General features: G+C 68.2%; 12 protein-coding genes. 7 read left to right on the forward strand and 5 right to left on the reverse strand.

The window, feature by feature from the left end:
* The first annotated feature begins 22 nt into the window (after window positions 1-22).
* From addB to trxA, 3 genes are read left to right on the forward strand one after another with little or no spacing between them, the layout of a single operon-like run.
* Complete coding sequence (gene addB, locus AC3WT0_RS00210; RefSeq protein WP_492750491.1) at window positions 23-2,977, forward strand: double-strand break repair protein AddB; 2,955 nt, start codon at window positions 23-25, stop codon at window positions 2,975-2,977.
* A complete protein-coding gene (gene addA / locus AC3WT0_RS00215) occupies window positions 2,961-6,410 on the forward strand; it encodes a double-strand break repair helicase AddA (RefSeq protein ID WP_492750493.1) in 3,450 nt (1,149 codons plus the stop codon). Before addB ends, addA begins: the two co-directional genes overlap by 17 nt.
* Window positions 6,411-6,467: 57 nt before the next feature.
* Complete coding sequence (gene trxA / locus AC3WT0_RS00220) at window positions 6,468-6,791, forward strand: thioredoxin TrxA (RefSeq protein ID WP_492750496.1); 324 nt, start codon at window positions 6,468-6,470, stop codon at window positions 6,789-6,791.
* A gap of 115 nt (window positions 6,792-6,906) precedes the next feature.
* Here the strand turns inward: trxA and argJ are convergent, their stop codons facing one another.
* A complete protein-coding gene (gene argJ / locus AC3WT0_RS00225; RefSeq protein WP_492750497.1) occupies window positions 6,907-8,133 on the reverse strand; it encodes a bifunctional glutamate N-acetyltransferase/amino-acid acetyltransferase ArgJ in 1,227 nt (408 codons plus the stop codon).
* A 79-nt stretch (window positions 8,134-8,212) separates the two neighbouring features.
* Here argJ and AC3WT0_RS00230 point away from each other — a divergent pair, with 79 nt between their 5' ends.
* From AC3WT0_RS00230 to secA, 3 genes are all read left to right on the forward strand, one after another.
* Entirely contained in the window at window positions 8,213-8,779 is a 567-nt protein-coding gene (locus AC3WT0_RS00230; RefSeq protein WP_492750498.1) for a TonB family protein, read from the forward strand.
* Between the two features lie 64 nt (window positions 8,780-8,843).
* Window positions 8,844-9,113 carry a hypothetical protein gene (locus AC3WT0_RS00235; protein ID WP_492750499.1) on the forward strand — a complete coding sequence of 90 codons (270 nt, stop codon included), beginning with the start codon at window positions 8,844-8,846 and terminating at the stop codon, window positions 9,111-9,113.
* A 95-nt stretch (window positions 9,114-9,208) separates the two neighbouring features.
* Window positions 9,209-11,938 carry a preprotein translocase subunit SecA gene (secA, locus tag AC3WT0_RS00240; protein ID WP_492750500.1) on the forward strand — a complete coding sequence of 910 codons (2,730 nt, stop codon included), beginning with the start codon at window positions 9,209-9,211 and terminating at the stop codon, window positions 11,936-11,938.
* 108 nt (window positions 11,939-12,046) lie between these two features.
* Here the strand turns inward: secA and AC3WT0_RS00245 are convergent, their stop codons facing one another.
* The 4 genes from AC3WT0_RS00245 to AC3WT0_RS00260 form a co-directional block, all read right to left on the reverse strand.
* A complete protein-coding gene (locus AC3WT0_RS00245) occupies window positions 12,047-12,445 on the reverse strand; it encodes a YbaY family lipoprotein (RefSeq protein WP_492750502.1) in 399 nt (132 codons plus the stop codon).
* Between the two features lie 67 nt (window positions 12,446-12,512).
* A complete protein-coding gene (gene dcd, locus AC3WT0_RS00250) occupies window positions 12,513-13,067 on the reverse strand; it encodes a dCTP deaminase (RefSeq protein WP_492750504.1) in 555 nt (184 codons plus the stop codon).
* A gap of 7 nt (window positions 13,068-13,074) precedes the next feature.
* Window positions 13,075-13,539, reverse strand: a complete 465-nt coding sequence (locus AC3WT0_RS00255) for a cytidine deaminase (RefSeq protein WP_492750505.1) — start codon at window positions 13,537-13,539, stop codon at window positions 13,075-13,077.
* 80 nt (window positions 13,540-13,619) lie between these two features.
* Entirely contained in the window at window positions 13,620-14,102 is a 483-nt protein-coding gene (locus AC3WT0_RS00260; RefSeq protein ID WP_492750506.1) for a UPF0262 family protein, read from the reverse strand.
* Window positions 14,103-14,229: 127 nt separating this feature from the next.
* Between AC3WT0_RS00260 and AC3WT0_RS00265 the strand changes: the two genes are divergently transcribed.
* Window positions 14,230-15,744, forward strand: a complete 1,515-nt coding sequence (locus AC3WT0_RS00265; RefSeq protein WP_492750508.1) for a replicative DNA helicase — start codon at window positions 14,230-14,232, stop codon at window positions 15,742-15,744.
* Window positions 15,745-15,784 lie beyond the last annotated feature (40 nt).

The following is a 15,784-nucleotide window of genomic DNA, read 5'->3' on the forward strand; positions in this document are numbered from 1 at the left end:
AATCAAACTCTAGACTGCGCCCGTGCCGTCTCCCGCCGTCTTCACGATACCGCCGCACCGCGCCTTCGCGGATGCGCTCGTCGCCGGGCTGCTCGCGCGCTTTCCCGATGCGATGGAGATGGCGCGCGGCACCGTGCTGCTCCCCACCAACCGTGCGGTGCGCGCGATCACCGAGGCTTTCGTGCGCCGCGCCGAGGGCGGGTTGCTGCTCCCGCGCCTCGTGCCCATCGGCGATGTCGAGCTCGATGACCGGCTCGGCGTCGCGCTCGATCCCATCGATCAGGCGCCGATCGCCCCGGCGATCGATCCGATGGCGCGGCGGATGCGGCTTGCGCGCGCAATCCAGCAACGCCGTGTGCGCGCGGGTTCGCCGATCGATGCGGCGGAGGCCGTCCGTCTCGCCGCCGATCTCGCGCGCGTGCTCGATCAGCTCAATGTCGAACAGGTCGCGCCGCATCGCCTGCGCGATCTGCCGGTGGCCGACGAACTCTCCGCCCACTGGCGGCGCTCGCTCGACGAGCTCAAGCTGATCATCGAGGACTGGCCGGCGGAGCTGGCCGCATTGGGCCGGATCGATCTCAGCGACCGCCGCAACCGCCTGCTGGATCGCGCCGCCGCGCGCTGGAAGGCCGAGCCGCCCGCCGGATTCGTCGTCGCCGCCGGCGTTGCCACCACGGCGCCTGCCGTTGCCGGGCTGCTGCGCACGATCGCCGATCTGCCGCAGGGGCTGGTCGTCTTCTCCGCGCTCGATCTCGACATGCCCGATGAGGACTGGGCAGCGCTCGGTCCGCACGAGCCCGATGGGAGCGGCCGGCGCGAGCGCGCGATCGAAAGCCACCCCCAATATCATCTGAAGCTGCTGCTGAATCGCATGGGGATCGCACGCGGCGAGGTCGAGCGCTGGCGCTGGGGCGGGGGGCATGACGCCGCCGCCGCGCGCAGCCGGGCGATCGGCAACGCGCTTGCCCCTGCCGAAAGCACGAAGCGCTGGGCCGGCCTCGATGCATCCGAGCGCAGCCTCGCCGGCGTCGCCACGCTCGAAGTCGCGACCCCGGCCGAAGAAGCGCAGGCGATCGCCATTGCGCTGCGCGAGGCGGTCGAGACGCCCGCCCGCACCGCCGCGCTCGTCACCCCCGATCGCGGTCTCGCGCGCCGCGTCTCCGCGCACCTGATGCGTTGGGGCATCGCGGCCGACGACAGCGCGGGCGAGCCGCTGTCGCTCACGCCCCCCGGGGCGCTGCTCATCGCCGTCGCCGAGGCGATGGCCGAACGTTTCGCGCCGGTGCCGCTGCTCGCGCTCCTCAAACATCCGCTTGTCCGCGCCGGCGCCGAACGGCTCGACTGGCTCGAGGGCGCCCGCCTGCTCGATCGCGCCTTGCGCGGCCCGCGCCCCGCGCCGGGGCTGGCCGGGATCGACGCCTATCTCGCCGGCGGCGACAAGCGCGAACGCCCGCACCGCGCCAGGGCCGAACGCTGGTGGCAGGGCGTCCGCCCGCTGCTCGCCCCGCTCGAAACCGCGCCCGCAGCGCTTGGCGGCCAGATCGCCGCGATCCGCGAGGCGGTGACTGCGCTTGCCGGCGACGAAGGCTGGGCGCGCGCCTCGGGCCGCGCCGCCGCCGATCTTCTCGCGGCCGTCGAGGCCAATGCCGGGGAAGGGCCGGGCAATTCCGACCTTGAAGGGCTGCCGACGCTCATCGCCAGCCTCGCGCGCGAAATCCCGGTGCGACCGCCGCAGGGCGGCCATCCGCGCGTTACGATCCTCGGTCTGCTCGAGGCGCGTCTCCAGCAGGCCGATCTGATGATCCTCGGCGGCCTCAACGAAGGCGTCTGGCCGGGGTTGCCTGCACCCGATCCCTGGCTCGCGCCCAGCATCCGCGCCGCGCTCGGCCTGCCGGGGCTGGAAACGCGGATCGGGCTTGCCGCGCATGATTTCGCCAGTGCGCTCGGCGCGCCGCAGGTGCTCATCACCCGCGCGCGGCGCGACGCCAGCGCGCCCGCGATCGCCTCGCGCCTGTGGCTCCGCCTGCAGGCGATGATCGGCGATGCGCAGTGGCGGCGGATGAGCGCCACGCATCTCGCAAACTGGGCGCGCATGATCGATCGGCCCGCCGATTATGCTCCCGCACCGCGCCCCGCGCCGGTCCCGCCCGTCGCCGTCCGCCCCCGGTCGATCTCGGTCACCGAAGTCGATCGCCTCAAGGCCGATCCCTATGCCTTCTACGCGCGCTCGGTGCTGAAGCTGTCGCAGTTCTCGGCGATCGACGAGGATCCCACCGCCGCCTGGCGCGGCACCGCTGTCCACGCGGTGCTTGAGGCATGGGCGCGCGACGACGGTTTCGATCCCGCAAAGCTCCGCCCGCGCGCCGAGGAGATGCTGCGCCAGCCCGGCACGCATCCGATGATGCGCGCGCTCTGGGGGCCGCGCCTGCTCGAAGCCATCGACTGGATCGCGGCGACGATAGCCGAAGGCATGGCCGCCGGCCGCCGCCCCGTCGCCGTCGAGGCCTGGGGCAGCGCCGAAATCGCCGGCGTCACGCTCGGCGGCCGCGCCGACCGGATCGATCGCCTCGCCGGCGGCGCCCTCGTCATCGTCGACTACAAGACCGGAAAGGCGCCAAGCGCCGCGCAGGTTGCGGGCGGCTATGCGCAGCAGCTCGGCCTGCTCGGCCTGATCGCCGAACGCGGCGGCTTCAAGGGCGTCAGCGGCAGGGCGGGCGAGTTCGAATATTGGTCGCTCGGCCGCAACCGTGACGGCGGCTTCGGGCTGGTGGCGAGGCCGACCGACCCCGCAGGCGCGCGCGGGCGGATCGTCACCGATGATTTCACCCGCATCGCAGGCGATGTCTTCGCCGAGGCCGCTGCGAAATGGCTGACCGGCGAAGCGCCCTTCATTGCAAAGCTCAATCCCGAATATGCGCCTTATGCCGATTACGATCAGCTGATGCGCCTTGGCGAATGGTATGGCCGTGGCGACTGAGGGTTTCAGGCCGCTCGAGCGCCTCGCCGACGAGCAGCTTTCGGCGTCCGATCCCGGCGCGCATGTCTGGCTCTCGGCTTCCGCGGGCACGGGCAAGACGCATGTGCTCACCGCGCGCGTGCTGCGCCTGCTGCTCCGCCCCGGCTTCGATCCCGCGACGATCCTCTGCCTCACCTTCACCAAGGCGGGCGCGGCCGAAATGGCCGATCGCGTCCATGCCCGGCTCGCCCAGTGGGTCCGCCTCGACGAACCCGCGCTCAGGAAGGAACTGCTCGCACTCGGCGAGGAGCATGACGATCCCGACACGCTGGCGCGCGCGCGCACCCTGTTCGCGCGCGTGCTCGACGCGGCGGGCGGCGGCCTGCGCATCCAGACGATCCACGCCTTCTGCCAGACATTGCTGGCCGGCTTCCCGATCGAGGCGGGGCTGATCCCCGGCTTCCGCCCGATGGAAGCGCGCGAGGAGGCCTTGCTCGCCCGTCGCGTCCTCGCCGATCTCGCCGCCGGGGCGGAAGAGCGGAGCGACGCCGAACTGGTCGCCGCCTTCCAGGCGCTCAGCCTGCGTCTCGGCGAGGACGGCGCAGAAAGCTATCTGATGCGCTGCGCCCGCGCGCCCGAGGCGATGGCGACGCTCCCCACCGATCTCCGGGCCACGCTCGGCACCGCACTCGATCTGCCCGAAGGCGATATCGAGGCTGCGATCGCGCGCGAATGCGCCGACGACCGCTTCGACATCGCCTCGCTCCGCCGCGCCGCCGCCACCAATGCCGAATGGGCGACGAAGACCGGGCTGGATTCGGCCGACAAGGTCGCATGCTGGATCATCGGCGATGTCGCCCGACGCGCCGCCGATCTCGACATAATCGCCGCGCTCGCCTTCACCGCGACCGGCGATCCGCGCAAGATTTCACCCAAGCTCGAAGCCATCGACCCCGGCTATGCCGATGCCGTGATGCGCGTCGGCGAACGCGCGCGCGACCTGCTCGGCTGGCGCGCCCGCGCCCGGCTCGCCGATCTCTTCGCCGCCGCGCTCACCGTCGGCCGCCGTTTCGCCGCCGATTATGCCGAGGCGAAGCGCCGCGCCGGCGTCGTCGATTTCGACGATCTGATCCGCGCCACCGTCGCGCTGCTCGGCCAGCCCGGCATCAGCGAGTGGATCCGCTACAAGCTCGATCGCGCGACCGATCATATCCTCGTCGATGAGGCGCAGGATACCAACGCCCAGCAATGGGCGATCGTCGCGGCGCTCGCCGACGAATTCTTCGCCGGCTCCGGCGCGAAGGGCGATCGCAACCGCACGCTCTTCTCGGTCGGCGATTACAAGCAGGCGATCTTCGGCTTTCAGGGCACCGATCCGATCTTCTTCGCCGCCGCCCGCGCGCGCTTCGCCGCGCTCGCCGCCGAGGAACGCCCGCTCAACAGCCTGTCGCTCAATCGTTCCTTCCGCTCGACGCGCCCGGTGCTCGAACTGGTCGATACGCTGATCGGCGAGCTTGGCGACGAGGCGCTGGGTGAGGCGATCGCCGTCGAGCCGCACAGCAGCGCGCTCGACGGTCCGGGTTCGGTGACGCTCTGGGCGCCCGTCTCCGCCGCCAATTCCGAAGGCGCGGAGGAAGGCGAGGAGGAATGGCTCGACGACGCCACGCGCGCCTTCGCGGCCCGGCTCGCCAGGCAGATCCGCGCCTGGCTCGATGCCCCGCTCTGGCTCGAAAGCAAGGGCCGCCCGCTTGAGCCGCAGGATGTGATGATCCTCGTCCGCCGCCGCGGCGATCTCGCCGCGCTGCTCGTCGCGCGCCTCCATGCCGAGGGGGTTCCCGTCGCGGGCGTCGATCGGCTGCTGCTCGGCAAGCCGCTGGCGGTGCAGGATCTCCTCGCCGCCGCGCGCTTCGCGCTCCAGCCCGGCGACGACCTCAATCTTGCGGCGCTGCTCGTCTCGCCGCTCATCGGCTGGACGCAGGATCAGTTGCTCGAACATGGCCTGCGCGACGAGCATGTCGGGTTGTGGGAGCATATCCGCCGCCGCCCGGGCATCGATGCCACGCTGGCCGAACTGCGCGCAATCCTCGCCGCTGCCGATCTCGTCGCGCCTTACCGCTTCCTCGAAGGCCTGCTTTCCGGCGCGCTCGACGGGCGGCGCAAGCTGCTCCGCCGGCTGGGCGAGGAAGCGCGCGACCCGATCGAGGAACTGCTCAACGTCGCGCTCCAGTTCGAAGGCGAATCGAGTGCGACGCTCCAGCGCTTCGTCGACTGGTTCGATCGCGGCGATGTCGAGGTCGTGCGCGATTCCTCGCGCCCGCTCGATTCGGTGCGCGTGATGACCGCGCACGGGGCCAAGGGGCTGCAGGCTCCCCTCGTCATCCTCGCCGACGCGACGGTCGATCCGGCGAACAGCCCGCCGCGTGGCCTGCGCTGGGCGCCCGATCCCGAAGGCGATGCCGTTCCCATCATCCGCCCGCGCAAGGCCGAGGCGACGGGCAGCCTCGCCGATGTCATGGCCGAGGCCGAGGCGCGCGAACTCGCCGAGCATTGGCGGCTGCTCTACGTCGCGCTCACCCGCGCCGAGGAGAGGCTGGTCATCGGCGGCGCGCTCGGCCCGCGCGCCAAAGGCGTGGCGCCTCAGAAGAGCTGGTATGCCGCCGTCGAGCGCGCGCTGATCCGCCTCGATGCCGGGCAGGAAGCCGACCCCGACTGGACGAGCGTTCGCCATTTCACCGGCACCGGTCCGCCCGGCCGGAAAGCGCCGCGCCGCAGCGCTGCGACGGCGAGCATCGACGATGCGGCGATCCCGGACTGGCTTCATGCGCCCGCGCCGCAGGAATCGCGCCCGCCGCGCCCGCTTGCCCCCTCGGCGATCGGCGAGGATCTGGTCGCGGAGCCGCCGCCCGGCCCGGCGATGCGCGCTGCCGCCGAACGCGGCAAGCTGCTCCACGCGCTGTTCGAACGCCTGCCCGCGATCGCGCCTGACCGACGGCGCGAAGCCGCGCTGCGCTGGCTGGAGACAAGCGGCGGCGTCGGCGATCCTGCCGATCGCGCCGCAATCGTCGATGCCGCCATCGCCGTCATCGCCGATCCCGCTCACGCCCGGATATTCGGCCCCGATGCGCTTGCCGAGGCGCCGATCGCGGCGGTCGTGGGTGGCGCGGTCGTCGCCGGCACCGTCGATCGCCTGCTGATCGAGCCGGGCAAGGTGACGATCATCGATTTCAAGACCGGCCGGCGCGTACCCGCATCGGTGGATGCCGTTCCGCCTTACCATCTGAAGCAGATGGGGGCTTATGCCGCCGCGCTGCGCGTCATCTTCCCCGATCGCGCGGTCGAGGCCGGCTTGCTCTACACCTCCGGCCCGCGCCTCATCGTGCTCGATGCCGGGACATTGGCGCGCCACAAGCCCGACTTGCCGGCGCGCGAGCAAAGCTATGCGACAGGGAGTTGAGGAACGCGCCCGTCGATCCTACGTTCACGATCAAAGTTGATTCTGGAGTGCAGACACATGGCGACCAAGAAAATCACCGACACCAGCTTTCACGATGACGTGATCGCATCGGAAGGCCCCGTTCTCGTCGATTTCTGGGCGGAATGGTGCGGCCCGTGCAAGATGATCGGCCCGTCGCTCGAGGAGCTGTCGGAGGAACTGGGCGAGAAGGTGACGATCGCCAAGCTCAACATCGACGACAATCCCGATGCCCCGGCGCGCTATGGCGTGCGCGGCATCCCGACGATGATCCTGTTCAAGAATGGCAGCCCCGCCGCCACCAAGGTCGGCGCAGCCCCCAAGAGCCAGCTCAAGGGCTGGCTGGAAGGCGAACTGGCCTAAGCGCCGGCCCGCCGTCATTGCGAGCGCAGCGAAGCAATCCAGAATGCCCGGCATCGGGCTGGATTGCTTCGTCGGCTCCGCCTCCTCGCAATGAAGATATCGGAAAAGCGCCCGATCAGCTCCGATAGTCGGCGTTGATCGAGATATAGCCGTGCGTCAGATCGCACGTCCAAACCGTGGCGCGGCCCTCGCCAATCCCCAGGTCGGCGCCGACCTCGATATCCTGGCCCTTCAGATGCGCCGCGACCGGCGCCTCGTCATAGCCCTCGACCGCAAGCCCGTCGCGCGCCACCTGCGTCGCGCCGAAGCGGATCGACAGCCGGTCGCGGTCCGCCGGCTCGCCGGCCTTGCCCACTGCCATCACCACGCGGCCCCAATTGGCGTCCTCGCCGGCGATGGCGGTCTTCACCAGCGGTGAATTGGCGATCGACATGGCGACGCGGTGCGCGCTGCCGTCCGATGCTGCGCCGGTCACGGCGATCTCGATGAACTTGGTCGCCCCTTCGCCGTCGCGCACGACAAGCTGGGCCAGCTCGAGGCAGACCTGCCCGAGCGCCGCCGCAAAGGCATCCGCCCCGGCATCGTCATGCGAGGCGAGGGGACTGTTGCCCGCCTTGCCGGTCGCGAAGGCCAGCACCGTGTCCGATGTCGATGTGTCGCCGTCCACCGTGATGCACGAAAAGCTGCGCCGGTTCGCGGCCGCCAGCACTTGCTGGAGGAAGCCCGGCTCCACCGCCGCATCGGTGAAAATGAAGCCCAGCATCGTCGCCATATCAGGCGCGATCATCCCCGAACCCTTGATGATCCCGGCGATCGTCACCGTCTTGCCGCCGACGATCGCCGTCGCGGCCGCGCCCTTGGCGAAGGTGTCGGTGGTCATGATCGTCGCCGCCGCATCTTCCCAGCTACAGCTCGGCGCGGCGAAGGCCGCATCCAGCCCCGCCTCGGCCTTGTCGATGGGCAGCGGCACGCCGATCACGCCCGTCGAGGCGACGAAGATGTCCGAAGGCTCGCAATCGAGATGCGCCGCCGTGCGCGCCGCGATCGCCTCGACCGCCGCGCGCCCGCGATGCCCGGTGAAGGCGTTGCTGTTGCCCGCGTTGACCACCAGCGCACGGGCACGGCCGAGCACCAGCGCCTGGCGGCACCATTCGACCTCGGGCGAGGGGCAGGCGCTTCGCGTCAGCACGCCCGCCACCGCCGTGCCCGGATCGAGCGTGACATAGGTCAGGTCGCATCGATCCCAGGGCTTGTAGCGCGCCCGCGCCACATGCGCGGTCACGCCGTCGATGGCGGGCAGTGCGGGAAAGGGGCGGGCGAGGGGGGAAATGCTGGTCGACATGCGCGGCGCTATAGCCGCTTTTCCTCCACGGGTGCGTATTTTCGTTGCACATTCCAGTGGGCGTGCGAGGTTCGCCGCCATGTGGGGCTATTTACTTGAATCCTGGCGCACATTGCTGGTCGCCGCGCTGCTTTTCGCGCTCGGCCTCATCCTCATCTGGTCGTCGCATATCTCCGTCCCGGATATCGCGATTCCCGATTTCCGCCGCGCGCCTGCAGCGCCGAAAATGGACCCGATGCCCACCGCTGCGCCGTCGGTTAAGCCTTCGCCCGCCGCTGCACCCGCGTTCGATACCGCAAGCCTCGATCCGGCATGCCGCACGCCAGGTCCGGAAGTGGTGGCCGCGGCGGCAGAGGGCGATGCGGCAACCTGGTTCACCACAGACGATTATCCTGCCGAGGCGCTTCGCAAGAACGAACAGGGGCTGGTTGTCATTCGCTATCGGGTCGCCCTCGATGGCCATGTCGATCAATGCACCGTGGTCACCCCAAGCGCCTCGGCCTCGCTCAACGCCGCGAGCTGCAACATCCTTCGCGAGCGCGCTCGCTTCACGCCCGCGCGCGACGCACGCGGCTGCCCGGTGCCGAGCTATTCGACGCGCCGTATCCGCTGGCAATTGCCCGAAGTCTGGCCATTTGGTCGTTAACGCCGTTGCCGATGTCGGTTCTGGATGGACGCGGCGCGCGGGCGTTACTAAATGCGGTGCGACGATGAACATGCTGCTTTTCCTCTCCGCCCTGCTGAGCGCGCTGACCGGCGCGATTTCCAGCGTGCGCGCGGTAGAGGCACCGGCGCAGCAGGTCGCGGCGGGGCAACAGGCCGTCGCCGTTGCCGAACAGGTCGTCACGCTCGTCACCGCACGGCCCGCGCAGGGCCTGCCTGCGCTCGCCGCGCTTGCCGCGCTTGCCGCGATGGGCGAGGCGCGCGGGTTCGTCCTCGCGTCCGCTGAACCGATCTTCGCCGGCCGTCGCCGCGAATAGGATCGCGTTTCTCCGCCCGGCGGTGCGCTGGGCCAGCTGACCCATATCCGGCGCCCGGCATCCGGGCGCGCAACCATAATCTTCAGGAAAATCCCATGCTCGGCGGCATTGCCAAGGCCATTTTCGGTTCGTCCAACGACCGTTACGTCAAATCGCTCAACTCGATCGTCAGCAAGATCGCCGGCTTCGAGCCGACCCTCTCGGCGATGGACGACGCTCAGCTCGTCAACCAGACGGTGCTGTTCCGTGAACGCCTCGCGGCCGGCGAGAAGCTCGACAGCCTCCTTCCCGAGGCCTTCGCGACCGTGCGCGAAGCCGCCAGGCGCGTGCTCGGCCAGCGCCATTACGACGTCCAGATGATCGGCGGCATCGTGCTCCATCGCGGCGAGATCGCCGAGATGCGCACGGGTGAAGGCAAGACGCTGGTCGCCACGCTCGCCACCTATCTCAACGCGCTGCCCGGCACTGGCGTCCATGTCGTCACCGTGAACGACTATCTCGCCCGCCGCGACGCCGACTGGATGGGTCAGGTCTATCGCTTCCTCGGCCTCACCACGGGCGTGATCGTCCCCAACCTCACCGACGATCAGCGCCGCGCGGCCTATGCCGCCGACATCACCTACGGCACGAACAACGAGTTCGGCTTCGACTATCTGCGCGACAACATGAAATATGACCGCGCCCAGATGGTGCAGCGCCCCTTCGCCTATGCGATCGTCGACGAGGTCGATTCGATTCTGATCGACGAGGCGCGCACCCCGCTGATCATCTCGGGTCCGACCGACGACAAGTCCGAGCTGTACAAGCAGGTCGACGCGATCGTGAAGCAGCTCGTCCCCGTCGATTATGAGGTGGACGAAAAGCAGCGCAGCGTGACGCTGACCGAGGACGGCACCGAAAAGGCCGAGCGCCTGCTCGAAGGCGCGGGGTTGCTCGAAGGCGCCAATCTCTACGATTTCGAGAATACGCAGGTGGTCCACCACCTCAATCAGGCGCTCCGCGCGAACGTGATGTTCAAGCGCGACATCGATTATATCGTGAAGGAAGGTAAGGTCGTCATCATCGACGAGTTCACCGGCCGCATGATGGACGGGCGTCGTTGGTCCGACGGCCTGCACCAGGCCGTCGAGGCCAAGGAAGCGGTGAATATCGAGCCGGAGAACCAGACGCTCGCCTCGATCACCTTCCAGAATTATTTCCGCATGTATCCCAAGCTCGGCGGCATGACCGGCACCGCGGCGACCGAGGCGGCGGAATTCTTTGACATCTACAAGATGAACGTGGTCACCATTCCCACCAACCTGCCCGTGCAGCGCGTGGACGAGGAAGATCAGTTCTACAAGAATATCAATGACAAGTTCGGCGCTATTGCGAAGTCGATCGAAGAACATTCGGCCAAGGGCCAGCCCGTGCTGGTCGGCACCGTCTCGATCGAGAAATCCGAGCTTCTGTCGCAGTTCCTTCGCCAGCTCAACGTCCGCCACGAAGTGCTCAACGCCCGCTTCCATGAAAAGGAAGCGCATATCGTGGCGCAGGCCGGCCGCCTCGGCGCGGTGACGATCGCCACCAACATGGCGGGCCGCGGCACCGACATCCAACTTGGCGGCAATGTCGAGTTCCGCGTCTCCGACGAGCTTCGCGACATGCCTGAAGGCCCCGAGCGCGAGGCCGCGATCGCGCGCATCGAGGCCGAGGTCAGCGCCGAACGCGAACAAGTCCGCGCCGCCGGCGGCCTGTTTGTGCTGGCGACCGAACGCCACGAGAGCCGCCGCATCGACAACCAGCTGCGCGGCCGTTCGGGCCGCCAGGGCGATCCCGGCCTCAGCCGCTTCTACCTGTCGCTCGACGACGATCTGCTGCGCATCTTCGGGCCGGACACGATGTTCGCCAAGATGATGAACAAGAACCTTGCGGACGGCGAGGCGATCGGCTCGCGCTGGCTCTCCAAGGCGATCGAGACCGCGCAGAAGAAGGTCGAGGCGCGCAACTACGACATCCGCAAGCAGGTCGTCGAATATGACGACGTGATGAACGATCAGCGCAAGGTGATCTACGAGCAGCGCGCCGACATCATGGATGCCGACGTGATCGACGATGTCGTCAGCGACATGCGTCTCGAGACGGTGAACGCGCTGGTCGGCGAGGCCTGCCCGCCCAACAGCTATCCCGAGCAGTGGAACGTCGCCGGCCTCAAGCAGCGTGCGAAGGATGTCCTCGGCGTCGATGCGCCGATCGAGGATTGGGTGCAGGAGGATCAGGTCTCGCCCGAGATTCTCGACGAGCGCCTGTCCGCCGCCGCCGACGCGCTCATCAAGGAAAAGGCGGATTCGCTCGATCCGGACACCTGGCTCCAGGTCGAAAAGAGCATCCTGCTCCAGAATCTCGACCATCACTGGAAGGAACATCTGTCGACGCTCGATGCGCTGCGTCAGGTCATCCATCTGCGCGCCTATGCGCAGAAGACGCCGATCAACGAGTATAAGCAGGAAGCCTTCGCGCTGTTCGAGCGCATGATCGAGGCGATCCGCGAGGATGTGACGCGCGTCGTCGCCAATGCGCAGTTTATGGCGCCCCCGCCGCTGCCCGAGATGCCCGATATCTTCACCACGCATTTCGATCCGCTGACGGGCGAGGACAACACCAACGACATCGATGCCGGGTCGGGCTTCATTACCACGCGCCTGCCGCCGCTGCAGATCGCGCAGCCGGCGATGCCCGACGATTTCGGCAGCGATCCCGCCGAATGGGTCGGCCGCGTCGGCCGCAACCAGCCTTGCCCTTGCGGCTCGGGCCAGAAATACAAGCACTGCCACGGCGCGCTCTGAGGCCTGCCCCCGTCATTGCGAGGCGCGCAGCGACGAACCAATCCAGCAGGTGCCGGTCACCGGCCTGAATTGCTTCGCGCCGCTCGCAATGACGTCGAAGGCGGTGGGCTAGCCCCCCGCGCGGACCAGCCACAGGTCCAGCTTGCCGCCCGGCGGAATGCGCTGGACCGTGTCGGTGGTGAAGATCAGCCGCCCGCGATCCTTGATCGTCGCGCGCACCTGCCAGTCGGGGCTGAAGCCGCGATAGCGCAGGCTGTAGGCGATCGGCACCTGCTGGCCGTGCGTCGGGAAACGCGTGACGGCCACGGTCCGCGCCCGCGCATCGGCGCGCGCGGCGTCGATGATGCTGACCTCGACGGTCGCGCCGCGCGGCAGGGCCATGCGCTCGCGATAGGTCACGGTGCCCGACAGGAATCCCTGCCCGGGAAAGGGGCGGGGCGGCGGCCCGCCGGCGTCCATGCAGCCAACGAGTCCGAATGCGGCGATAAGGGGAATGACAGCTTTCACGCCCGGTCTCCTTCCAGGTCACTGACCGTGGAAGGATGGTCGCCTCTGCGGCTATCGTCCAGCGCTTTTACAGGCGGGGGAGGGTGACGCCCTTTTGCCCCATATATTTGCCCGCGCGGTCGGCATAGCTGACCTCGCACGGCTCGTTGCCCTGCAGGAACAGGAACTGGCAGGCGCCTTCATTGGCATAGATTTTGGCGGGCAGCGGCGTGGTGTTGGAGAATTCCAGCGTCACATGGCCTTCCCAGCCGGGTTCCAGCGGGGTTACGTTCACGATGATCCCGCAACGCGCATAGGTCGATTTGCCGAGGCAGATCACCAGCACGTCGCGCGGCACGCGGAAATATTCGACCGTGCGGGCCAGCGCGAAGCTGTTCGGCGGGATCACGCACACGTCGGTCTTGCGGTCGACGAGGCTGTTCGCGGCGAAATCCTTGGGGTCTACCACCGCGCTGTCGACATTGGTGAAGATCTTGAACTCGTCGGAGACGCGCGCGTCATAGCCGTAGGAGCTGAGGCCGTAGCTGATGCAGCCGTCGCGCTTCTGGCTTTCGACGAAGGGCTCGATCATGCCGGTGTTGAGCGCCTGCTCGCGAATCCAGCGGTCGGAAAGTATGGCCATGGAAGAGCTATTCCCCAGAGTGCGGGGCGGGGGCAAGGCCAAGATCGGCCGGGCCGAAAGCATGGGGCAAAAGGTCGGACAGGCGATAGGTCGCGATCGCGTCGCCCTCGGCCCCCGCGCAGTGGACGAGGATGTCGCGCCCGCCCATCTGCGCCGCCTCGTTCAGCACCTGGCGGCACCGCCCGCACGGGCTGACCATGGTCGATCCCGCGATCGCGCCGTCGGGGCCGATCATCCCGCCGGTCACGCCTACCGCCACCACGTCGCGCAGCCGGCCCTGCACGTTGGCGGCGGCCAGCGCCACCGTCTCGGCGCACAGCGACAGGCCATAGCTCGCATTCTCGAAATTGGTGCCGGTCACGATGCTGCCGTCGCTCAGCAGCAGCGCGGCGCCCACGCCGAAGCGCGAATAGGGGGCGTGCGCGTTGCGCGCGGCGTCGCGCGCGGCGGCGATCAGGTCCTTGGCGTCCATCGGGTCTCCGTTCGCCCCGCACGAAGTCGAAGGGCGTGTCGCGACTGCGCTCGACACCAACGGCCTTGCGCAGCCAATCCTCAGCTCTTGATATGCAGCACGCAGATCAGCGTGAACAGCCGCCGCGCCGTGTCGAAATCGACCTCGATCTTGCCGTCGAGCCGCTCGATCAGCAGCTGCGCCGCGTCATTGTGGATGCCGCGCCGCGCCATGTCGATCGTCTCGATCTGCTGCGCCGTCGCCTGGCGGATCGCCTGGTAATAGGAATCGCAGATCGCGAAATAATCCTTGATCGGGCGGCGGAAGCGCCCGAGCGAGAGGATCAGCATCTCCAGGGGCGATCCGTCCTCGCGCGCCAGCGCGATCACCAGCCGCCCTTCCTCGACGCTCAGCTTCAGCCGGTAGGGGCCGGCATAGGCATCGGGATGCTCGCGCAGGGGGCGGAAATGATTGCCTTCGATCAGGTCGAAGATCGCGATCCGCCGTTCCTGCTCGATATCGGCGCTGCGCCACAGGATCGTGCGCTCGTCCAGCTCGACGTCGATGATGCGCGGATCGCCCATGGGCCGGCCTTAATCGGGAAAGCGGCGCGCTGCAAAGGGTTCACAGCTTATCCACAGATGACCAAGCGTCTGTTCCTGATATTACTCGCTCTTGCCGGGTGCCTGCGGAAGGAGGACAAGGCGAATCATGTCAAATATCCTGTCGATCGTGCCGCCCGCGGAGGGCGAAAGCCGCAGCCTGCCCCAGAATATCGAGGCGGAAGCCGCGCTTCTCGGCGCCTTGATGATCGACAATCGCCTCGCGGAAGACGTCCAGCTCAAGCTGAAGCCCGAGCATTTCTTCGAGGCCGTTCACGGCCGCATCTACGAAGCGATCCTCAAGCTGCTCGATCGCAACATGGTCGCGAACCCCGTGACGCTGAAGCCGATGTTCGAGGGCGACGATGCGATGCGCGAACTGGGCGGCCCCGCCTATCTCGCGCAGCTGACGGGCAGCGGCGCCGCGCTCATCGGCGCGCGCGATTTCGCCGATCAGGTCTATGATCTGGCGCTGCTCCGTGCGCTCGTCGGCGTCGGCCGCACGATGGTCGAAAGCGCGCTGGACACATCCGAATCGGTCGATCCCAAAAGCCAGATCGAGCAGGCAGAGGTCGAGCTCTACAAGGTCGCCGAAGGCGGTGTGGGCGAGGGCGGCGGGGTGAAGAGCTTCGCGCAGGCGGCGACGGCTGCGGTCTCGGTCGCGGAAAAGGCGCTCAACGCCGGCGGCGGCCTGTCGGGCATCACCACCGGCATCGACGGCATCAACGCCAAGATCGGTGGCCTCCACAATTCGGACCTCATCATCCTCGCCGGGCGTCCGGGCATGGGCAAGACCTCGCTCGCCACCAATATCGCCTACAATGCCGCCCAGCGCTTCGTCCGCGATATCGAGGACGGGATCGACGAAGCGAAGTCGATCGGCGCCAAGGTCGCCTTCTTCAGCCTCGAAATGTCGGCCGATCAGCTCGCCACGCGCGTGCTCGCCGAAAGCAGCGGGATCAGCGGCGAAGCGCTGCGCATGGGCAAGATCAGCCAGCAGGATTTCCGCAACCTCGCCCGCGCCTCGGCCGAGCTGCAGAACCTGCCGCTGTTCATCGACGATACGCCGGGCCTGACGATCGCGGCGCTGCGCACGCGCGCGCGCCGGCTCAAGCGCCGCCACGGCATCGGCCTGATCATCGTCGACTATCTTCAGCTCCTGCAGGGCTCGGGGCGTGGCGGCGGCGACAATCGCGTGCAGGAAATCTCGGAGATCAGCCGCGGCCTCAAGACGCTGGCGAAGGAGCTCCACGTCCCCGTGATCGCGCTCTCGCAGCTCAGCCGTCAGGTCGAGCAGCGCGAGGATAAGCGTCCCCAGCTTTCCGACCTTCGCGAATCGGGCTCGATCGAGCAGGACGCCGACATGGTCTTCTTCGTCTATCGCGAGGAATATTATGTCGCCGCGCACGAACCCAAGCGCCCGATCGAAGGCGACGACGCCAAGATTTTCGACGATCACGCGCGCTGGGCGCAGGATATGGAGCGCGTCTTCGGCGTCGCCGAGATGATCGTCGCCAAGCAGCGCCACGGCGCGACCGGCAAAGTCAAGCTGCGCTTCGACGCCAAGATCACGCGCTTCAGCGACTATATCGACGAGACTTACCTGCCCGCGCAGACGCGCTGACTCTCGTCCTACCCCCCTCCTCGTCATTGCGAGGAGCGCA

This window comes from Sphingomonas sp. EU05-FHT14C10 (assembly GCF_058790595.1).

Excerpts from the sequence above, each read along its gene's own strand:
- argJ (WP_492750497.1), bottom strand. The coding sequence starts at position 8,133 with ATGTCGACCAGCATTTCCCCCCTCGCCCGCCCCTTTCCCGCACTGCCC.
- secA (WP_492750500.1), top strand. The coding sequence starts at position 9,209 with ATGCTCGGCGGCATTGCCAAGGCCATTTTCGGTTCGTCCAACGACCGT.
- trxA (WP_492750496.1), top strand. The coding sequence starts at position 6,468 with ATGGCGACCAAGAAAATCACCGACACCAGCTTTCACGATGACGTGATC.
- AC3WT0_RS00265 (WP_492750508.1), top strand. The coding sequence starts at position 14,230 with ATGTCAAATATCCTGTCGATCGTGCCGCCCGCGGAGGGCGAAAGCCGC.
- dcd (WP_492750504.1), bottom strand. The coding sequence starts at position 13,067 with ATGGCCATACTTTCCGACCGCTGGATTCGCGAGCAGGCGCTCAACACC.
- addA (WP_492750493.1), top strand. The coding sequence starts at position 2,961 with ATGGCCGTGGCGACTGAGGGTTTCAGGCCGCTCGAGCGCCTCGCCGAC.
- AC3WT0_RS00230 (WP_492750498.1), top strand. The coding sequence starts at position 8,213 with ATGTGGGGCTATTTACTTGAATCCTGGCGCACATTGCTGGTCGCCGCG.
- AC3WT0_RS00255 (WP_492750505.1), bottom strand. The coding sequence starts at position 13,539 with ATGGACGCCAAGGACCTGATCGCCGCCGCGCGCGACGCCGCGCGCAAC.
- AC3WT0_RS00235 (WP_492750499.1), top strand. The coding sequence starts at position 8,844 with ATGAACATGCTGCTTTTCCTCTCCGCCCTGCTGAGCGCGCTGACCGGC.
- AC3WT0_RS00260 (WP_492750506.1), bottom strand. The coding sequence starts at position 14,102 with ATGGGCGATCCGCGCATCATCGACGTCGAGCTGGACGAGCGCACGATC.